Source organism: Bacillus sp. FG16, assembly GCF_057809515.1.
In genome coordinates, this window is record NZ_JBMDKC010000163.1 from 1 (window position 1) to 7,529 (window position 7,529).

Here is a 7,529-nt window from a genome sequence, read left to right on the forward strand (position 1 = left end):
AACAATTATTAATTACCAAAAACCAGTGTTTTTGTAACATACATTCTGTATGAGGGGTAGTGAGACGGTTCGTGCTCTAGTCCGTCAGATTATAGATAGCAGTTTCTCTGTTAGAAATGACTCATTTTTCTGAATTATGTTGCTACCTAACTACGTTAGAAAGTATACTATCAACAAATACAACAAGTACAGAGGGAGAGTCTATGAAGAGAAATTGGAACGAAGAAGAACTTATGGAATTCTTTACTTTACTACCTAATGATGTTGATCAGGCAATGAAAAACAAAACCGATGTAAATCGTTTAGGCTTTGCAGTTCTTTTTAAGTATTTTCAATACAAGGCTGCATTCCCAAATCAAAAACAAGATATTCCTAGTGTAGTGTTAACCTACATCGCAAAACAACTCCACCTTTCGCCTGACTTGTTCCATCGATATAGCTGGGGCGGAAAAGAAAAAACATATACACGACATCGACAACAAATACGAAGTATTTTTGGATTTCGAACACTCACGAAGCAAGATAATGAGCGTTTGAAACAGTGGCTAAATGAACAAGTACATTTTACACATGATACAGACTATTTAGAAATGAAGTCGTACATTCAATTTCGTAACTGGAAAATAGAACCGCCTTCTGTAGGTAGTTTGACACGGATGATTGCCTCTGCAATTGATACTTATGAAAATAACCTATATCAAATAACGTCCCAACAATTATCTCCTACTACATGTTCTCGATTAGACGCATTGCTTGAAGCATCTATCCATTCAGAGGATGATGCACATATAATGGAAGAAAGTGATGAAATTCTAACTCTCCGTCACTTATTAGCATCACCAGGAAAACCAAGTGTAACAACGATGAATGAAGAAGTAAAAAAATTAGTAGCCATTCGTCATTTGCAAATTCCAGATCATGCATTTAAACAAATGGCACCAAAACTAGTACAAAAATATCGATTACGTGCTGCGACAGAAACGATTACAAAACTACATGCTCACCCTACTCGAATTCGTTATACATTACTTTCATTATTGTTTTGGTGTCGTAAGATGGAAATTATCGATCATTTAGCTGAACTATTAGATGAGATTACTCATAAGTTTGGCAATAGAGCGGAAACTGCAACCAAAACAGAGATCATTAAAGAACTCCAAAAAGTGGATGGGAAAAATAAGCATATTATCAACTTACTTGAAGCTGTAGTTCATCAGCCCGAAGGGATTATCCAAGATACATTGTATCCCATTGTTACCCCTGATATTATTCGTAATATCATTAAAGAAATGAAGAAAAGTAAAAGAGAATATAAAAAAAGAATTTACACAAAAATGCATACTTCGTATCAAGGACATTACCGAAGAGCATTTTTTGCAATATTAGAAAACCTGGAATTTAGGTCTAATAATGTTACTCATCAACCCATCATTGAAGCTGTTGAACTTATTCGAGATTATGCAAATAGTGGTCAACGTTATTTTGCGATTGATGAAAACATCCCGGTTGAGGGTGTAATTCGGTCAAAATGGCAAGATATCATTATTGAAACAGACAGTAAAGGCATTCAGCGGGTGAATCGAATTAATTATGAAATTGCTGTTTTACAGTCTTTACGAACTCGTCTTAGATGCAAAGAAATTTGGATTGTAGGGGCCGATCGCTATCGAAATCCCGAAGAGGATTTACCACAAGACTTTGATGACTGCAAAGAAGAATATTTTCAAGCATTGAATGTTCCCCTTGATGTAGAACAATTTATCTCAAATATTATGCAAACGATGAAGGATCGCTTAACCTTATTGAATCAAGGATTTGAAGAAAAAAATAATGAAAAAATCAAAATCATTACCAAATCGAATAAAGGCTGGATTCAAGTTACACCATTAGAAAAACAATTAGAACCTCCACATTTACCTCAAATAAAAAAAGCTGTCCATAATTATTGGCCAGATACGAATTTACTAGATATATTAAAAGAAACAGATTTTCATACAAACTTTACGAAGCATTTTAAGAGTATAGCAGGTAGAGAAATTTTAGATCGTGAAACTATACAACGGCGTTTGCTGCTTAGTATATTTGGCTTAGGAACAAACACGGGATTAAAAGCGGTTTCTGCAGGTAGCAATCAAGAAAGTTATCATGACCTTCGGTATATTCGTCAAAAATTTATACACAAAGATAATTTACGAAAAGCAAATGCAGAAATAACGAATAAAATTTTGCATCATCGAAGGAAAGAAGTCTGGGGAGAAGCTACCACTGCCTGTGCTTCTGATTCCAAGCAGCTGGGAGCATGGAATCAAAATCTACTCACAGAATGGCATCCTCGCTACAGAAAGAATGGAGTCATGATATATTGGCACGTAGATCGAAAATCTGCCTGTATTTATTCTCAATTAAAATCCTGTCTCTCTTCAGAAGTCGCATCGATGATGGAAGGGGTGCTGCGTCACTGTACGGATATGGAAGTAGATCGAAACTACGTAGATACACATGGACAAAGTGTGGTTGCATTTGCGTTTTGTCATATACTTGATTTCAAGCTGATGCCTCGTTTTAAAAATATTGGTTCTCAAAAATTGTATCGTCCTGACACTGGAATGAATGAGGAATATCCTCATTTACAACCTGTTTTAAGTAAACCGATTAATTGGGACCTTATTCGTCAACAGTATGAACAGATTATTAAATATACAACCGCTCTACGTTTAGGAACTGCATCAGCTGAATCTATTTTAAAAAGGTTTACTAGGGAAACTCAACATCCAACATATCGTGCTTTGTGCGAATTAGGAAAAGCGATTAAAACTATTTTTTTGTGTGAGTATTTACATTTCGAAGAAATTCGTAGAGAGATTCATGAAGGGTTGAATACAGTAGAAAGTTGGAATGCAGGAAATGGATTTATTTTTTACGGAAAAAATAATGAAATGCGTTCTAATTCTGTAGAAGATCAAGAAGTATCTGCTTTATCCCTTCAGTTACTGCAAAATTGTTTAATTTATATGAACACTTTGATGATCCAAGAAGTCCTATATGATAACGATCAATATTGGCTCAAAAAAATGATACCAGAAGATTTTAGAGGGCTAACACCTTTATTTTATACACATATTAATCCATATGGGACATTTAAACTAAATATGGATAAACGAATACCAATTAAGTTGAAAGTATCATAAGAACTTAAAAATGTAGACCTTACGGTATTTATAATCTGCGCCTTTGAAAATCAAACATAATATCAATTATGTTTAATTACTTTTCGGAATATGTTACAATTATTATATAAAACCAAACATAATTTATTCAAAACACATATAATAAAAACTAAACATAACTGATGGAGGCGCAATGAAATTAATAGAAAGTTTTGTAACACATCTCAGATCAGAAGAAAAAACAAAAAACACCATTTATAATTATAAATTAGCAATACAAGAATACGCTTCTTGGTTTATAGATATTTTTGATAAAGAACCAACGGCTTTATATCCTCAAAATGTGAAAGATTATTTACAATATCTCCAACATGTAAAAAAAAGAAGTGCTAAAACTATAAATGTAAAATTGGCAGCCCTTCAAAAATATAATGAGTTTCTTATTACAATTGATGTTCAGAATGAACTTGTTATTTCAAAAAATATGAAAAAGAAAATTCAACAAGACTATGCTTCTCCAGCTCAGTTTTCAGAAAAAGAAGTACATAAATTTTTACAAGCAATTGTAGAAACAAAAAAAGTACGAGATTATGCTTTAGTCATATTATTAATGCATACAGGGTGTAGAATTAGCGAAGCTTTACAAGTGGATTTACAGCAAGACTTGTATCTTTCTTCATCAGAATTAGTTATTCGTTCTGGGAAAGGCGATAAACAACGAACTGTTTTATTAAATCAAAAAGTGATACAAGCATTAAAAAACTATTTAATAGAACGAAACGTACACAAATATAAAAAGAGCCCTTATTTATTTGTATCAAATAAAGGACCAAAATTAAGCCGCATGACTGTAAATGATATGTTTAAAAAATATAGTAAATTAGCGGGATTAGAGATTGTCTTAAAGCCACATGATTTAAGACATTATTTTTGTTCACACGCACTGGAAAATGGTTTTGATGTACATGAAGTGGCACATATAGCCGGTCATTCTAATATACACACTACATTACTGTATACAAACCCATCTCGAACAAGAATGTTAGATAAATTGAACCTACTTTGAAACAGTAGGTTTTTTCTATTTTATGTAAATCATCTGACGGACTAGAGCATGAACCGTCTCACTACCCCTATGAGAAATGCTCTGTGTTTACTGTATTCTTTTCTTACCAAAAAATATTCCCAAAAGCATTACCAAATACCTTTACAAAAATAGCGCCTCCTGTACAATAAAAACAGAAGAATATACAGGAGGTATTTATGATTATTGGATATGCACGTGTATCAACAGTAGATCAAAACTTGGATCGCCAAATCAACTCACTTACTGAGTATGGATGCGAAAAAATTGTAACTGAGAAATTTACAGGAACCATTCGAGACCGGAAAGGTCTTTTACAATTATTTGATGTGAGTCGTTCAGGAGATACAGTGGTTGTAGAAAGTATTTCTCGTTTAGGAAGAAAGACCTTAGATATTTTAACCATTATTCAACAACTTGAAAAAAAGGATATTCAGTTTGTATCATTGAAGGAACAAATAGATACAAGAACTTCTACTGGTAAAGCTATGTTTCAGATGATGTGTGTCATCGCTGAGTTAGAACGGAATCTAATTGCAGAACGCGTAAAAGAAGGATTAGAAGCAAGTAAAAAACGAGGAAAGAAATTAGGTAGACCAAAAGTTGACAAAGATAAAATATCATTAGCTCTTCGTATGTATGACAGTAACGAATATTCTATAAAAGAAATTATAGAAGGAACTGGTATTTCACAGGGTTCTTTATATCGAGCTATTCAAAAACGAACTTTAGGAAAAACATAGGCGCATATGATGTTCGTCTAATCTCCTATAATAATTCTTAAGATTTTGCTACTTTGCGGTCTACAGCAAGAACCCTGTGATTAAGCCTATATTATGTAAGAAAGAATAACGTTTTTTTGTACTTGGGGGTAGTAAAAAGTCTTAAGTTGATGGGCATGTATGGTGAGGCCTTCTATGGCTAATTGATTAAGTGTAGCGGGAGACATATATCGATATAACTCTTCAGCAAATAAAGATCATTCCTGTTTTTGATTCATATTCATAAAAAGCACGTCACCCTTTCTCATTAACATAAGAAAATAGTAACGTGCTTTTAACTTCAAAAATAGTCTAAATCCTTAAGTTGATGGATGTGGGGTGCTACCCCACTTATTTCGTGTGTATAACGATGTGCTTTTAATTTCTTTCTCTTAAAGAGCTTTCTTTCCATGCGTCATTTACTTAAAATTTGTAAGTATTGCTAATTGTCATTTGCCGCTTCTTCTTTTTTGATGGGAAACCAATTTGGAGTGTGTATAATTTGATCCCATAATGGACTAGGTATGTCAAGTTTATTTTGATTATGAACTGAGACTTCTGTCATAATGTCTTCCTCTACACCGTTTTGTATTTTTTCTACCCATTCAGGATCCATAATAATCCCTCGTCCTAATGCAACTAAAGAAACACCTGTTTGTTTAGCTTGTAAAACATCTTGTGCACTTAATAAATTTCCCACACCAATAAGTGGCACTCTCCCATTAATATGCTCTTGAATTTGTTCTATTCTAGTTCGAAGGCTATCACCACCACGTCGCGGTTTCGACCAAAAATTGTGTAAAGAGACATGTAAATAATCAATATCTTTATTAATTAGCGCTTCAATGAGAGAGAAGGTATCTTCCATCGTAATTCCCTCTGGAAAAGGTTCTTCTGGAGAAAAGCGATATCCAATAAGAAATGCCTCTTTTGCCTCTTCCTTTACTACTTTTTGTATTTCCTCTATCAGCATTAAGGGGAACCTTAACCTTTTTTGGACTGCACCACCCCATTTATCATTTCGATGATTTGTATGAGCTGAGAAAAATTGTTGTGGTAAATAAAAATTTGCACCATGTACTTCTACACCATCGTAACCAGCCTGAATTGCGCGTCTAGTTGTTTCAGCAAAAGCATAGATAATATTTAATATTTCCTCCTCATGTAACATTCTAGCAACTTTTTGTGAACTACCTTCTTCATAGTAATCACTTGCACTGACCACATCTCTATCGGGAATGAATTCTGGAGAAGCCAGACGTCCTGCATGAAAAATTTGCAAAATTGCCTTTGCTCCATTGCTTTTAATAGCCGTGGATAATCGTTTTAAACTGGGGATCATTTGATCGTTCGTACTAGAAAACTGGCCGGAAAATCCTTTCCCATTTTCTGTTACATGTGTGCAAGCAGTAATAACCATTCCTACTCCTGTTGAACGACGTATATAGTATTCAATTTCTTCATTAGAAACCGTACCATCGTGATTCGCCGAAAACGTTGTTAAAGGGGCCATGACCAGACGATTCTTTAATTCTAACCCTTTTGTAAATACCAGTGGTTCAAATAATGGCATAAAAATTTTTTTCATAATCAACACATCCTTATGTTTTATCTTGATATTTCAAGCTAATATATTTTGTGCGTGCTTTCTTTCAAGCAGTCTTAAATGATTTTAGATAATACTATTTAAAAGTATTCAACAAAATAGTAAGGTTAAATATTATAATATCCACATGGACGTAGTTCATACTGGTAATAAGCAGGGAATGCTTTTTTAATAGGGTTTCTTTGCCCAACGCCATTGCCATCCAGCTAAGGAAACTAAATTGACAAAAATACATAAGAATTCTTCTCCGACTATGGCATAGTAAGAATCTTTATAAAAAAGTGCATATTAAGAAAAACCGGGAAACCCACCCGGTCCTTGTTCGTCTAGCGAAAATCCGATAAATTGTACATAATCCCATCAATCTCTGTGTAATCCTTTGGATACATATCTTCACCACATCGTTCACAGGAAAACCTAGGCGGAACAATCGAATCTCCTACATCCATAACATCAAACGCTTTTACCACAGAATCGGGAATATTTTCTGTTTGAGCACAGCCTAAACAAACATACTGTACATAGCTAATTCGCTTATACCCAACTGTGTTTTTCTTCTTTTTCTTTTTTCGATGTTTGCTTACTGGCGAAATAATCAATCACCCTCTTTAAATAATTTCGCGTATTTTGGCATAAAGCTACTTTTATTTGCCATTCTCCGCCTTCTAGGCAGACTTCTCCCTTGTATTCATAAAATGATTCGCATTTTGGACAAAGAAGAGGATCTTTTTTTCCACTCGCGATAACTCGTTCCCTCCACGTCTGACGACGTAGTGTTTTTTTTCACTTTTATTATCCAACGTCTGGTTTTCTTTTGCCATTCATTTAATAGTTTTTTACATAATGGGGTACCGCCACATCGCCATCAAGCTAAGCTCATACAACGTCAATTATAGTAAAGGTTTTTTCTT

At 34.1% G+C, this 7,529-nt stretch carries 5 protein-coding genes and 1 pseudogene; 3 read left to right on the forward strand and 3 right to left on the reverse strand.

Going from position 1 to position 7,529, the window contains the following annotated elements:
• The first annotated feature begins 203 nt into the window (after positions 1 to 203).
• The 3 genes from ACODS7_RS30275 to ACODS7_RS30285 all read left to right on the forward strand — a co-directional run bounded on the left by ACODS7_RS30275 (position 204) and on the right by ACODS7_RS30285 (position 4,994).
• Positions 204 to 3,188, forward strand: a complete 2,985-nt coding sequence (locus ACODS7_RS30275; protein ID WP_243169309.1) for a Tn3 family transposase — start codon at positions 204 to 206, stop codon at positions 3,186 to 3,188.
• Between the two features lie 172 nt (positions 3,189 to 3,360).
• A complete protein-coding gene (locus ACODS7_RS30280; RefSeq protein ID WP_233937140.1) occupies positions 3,361 to 4,233 on the forward strand; it encodes a tyrosine-type recombinase/integrase in 873 nt (290 codons plus the stop codon).
• A gap of 197 nt (positions 4,234 to 4,430) precedes the next feature.
• Positions 4,431 to 4,994, forward strand: a complete 564-nt coding sequence (locus ACODS7_RS30285) for a recombinase family protein (RefSeq protein ID WP_243169307.1) — start codon at positions 4,431 to 4,433, stop codon at positions 4,992 to 4,994.
• A 460-nt stretch (positions 4,995 to 5,454) separates the two neighbouring features.
• Here ACODS7_RS30285 and ACODS7_RS30290 read toward each other — a convergent pair whose 3' ends face one another.
• From ACODS7_RS30290 to ACODS7_RS30300, 3 genes and pseudogenes are all read right to left on the reverse strand, one after another.
• Positions 5,455 to 6,600, reverse strand: coding sequence for an NADH-dependent flavin oxidoreductase (locus ACODS7_RS30290; protein ID WP_243169306.1), 1,146 nt, complete (start codon positions 6,598 to 6,600; stop codon positions 5,455 to 5,457).
• 344 nt (positions 6,601 to 6,944) lie between these two features.
• Positions 6,945 to 7,217 carry a hypothetical protein gene (locus tag ACODS7_RS30295; protein ID WP_243169305.1) on the reverse strand — a complete coding sequence of 91 codons (273 nt, stop codon included), beginning with the start codon at positions 7,215 to 7,217 and terminating at the stop codon, positions 6,945 to 6,947.
• A pseudogene (locus tag ACODS7_RS30300) lies at positions 7,153 to 7,462 on the reverse strand (IS91 family transposase); the annotation flags it as partial. The pseudogene ACODS7_RS30300 and the gene ACODS7_RS30295, both read right to left, overlap by 65 nt.
• Between the last annotated feature and the right edge of the window lie 67 nt (positions 7,463 to 7,529).

Bases quoted from the DNA above. Each gene is read 5' to 3' on its own strand.
- ACODS7_RS30275 (WP_243169309.1), top strand. From the start codon at position 204: ATGAAGAGAAATTGGAACGAAGAAGAACTTATGGAATTCTTTACTTTA.
- ACODS7_RS30280 (WP_233937140.1), top strand. From the start codon at position 3,361: ATGAAATTAATAGAAAGTTTTGTAACACATCTCAGATCAGAAGAAAAA.
- ACODS7_RS30285 (WP_243169307.1), top strand. From the start codon at position 4,431: ATGATTATTGGATATGCACGTGTATCAACAGTAGATCAAAACTTGGAT.
- ACODS7_RS30290 (WP_243169306.1), bottom strand. From the start codon at position 6,600: ATGAAAAAAATTTTTATGCCATTATTTGAACCACTGGTATTTACAAAA.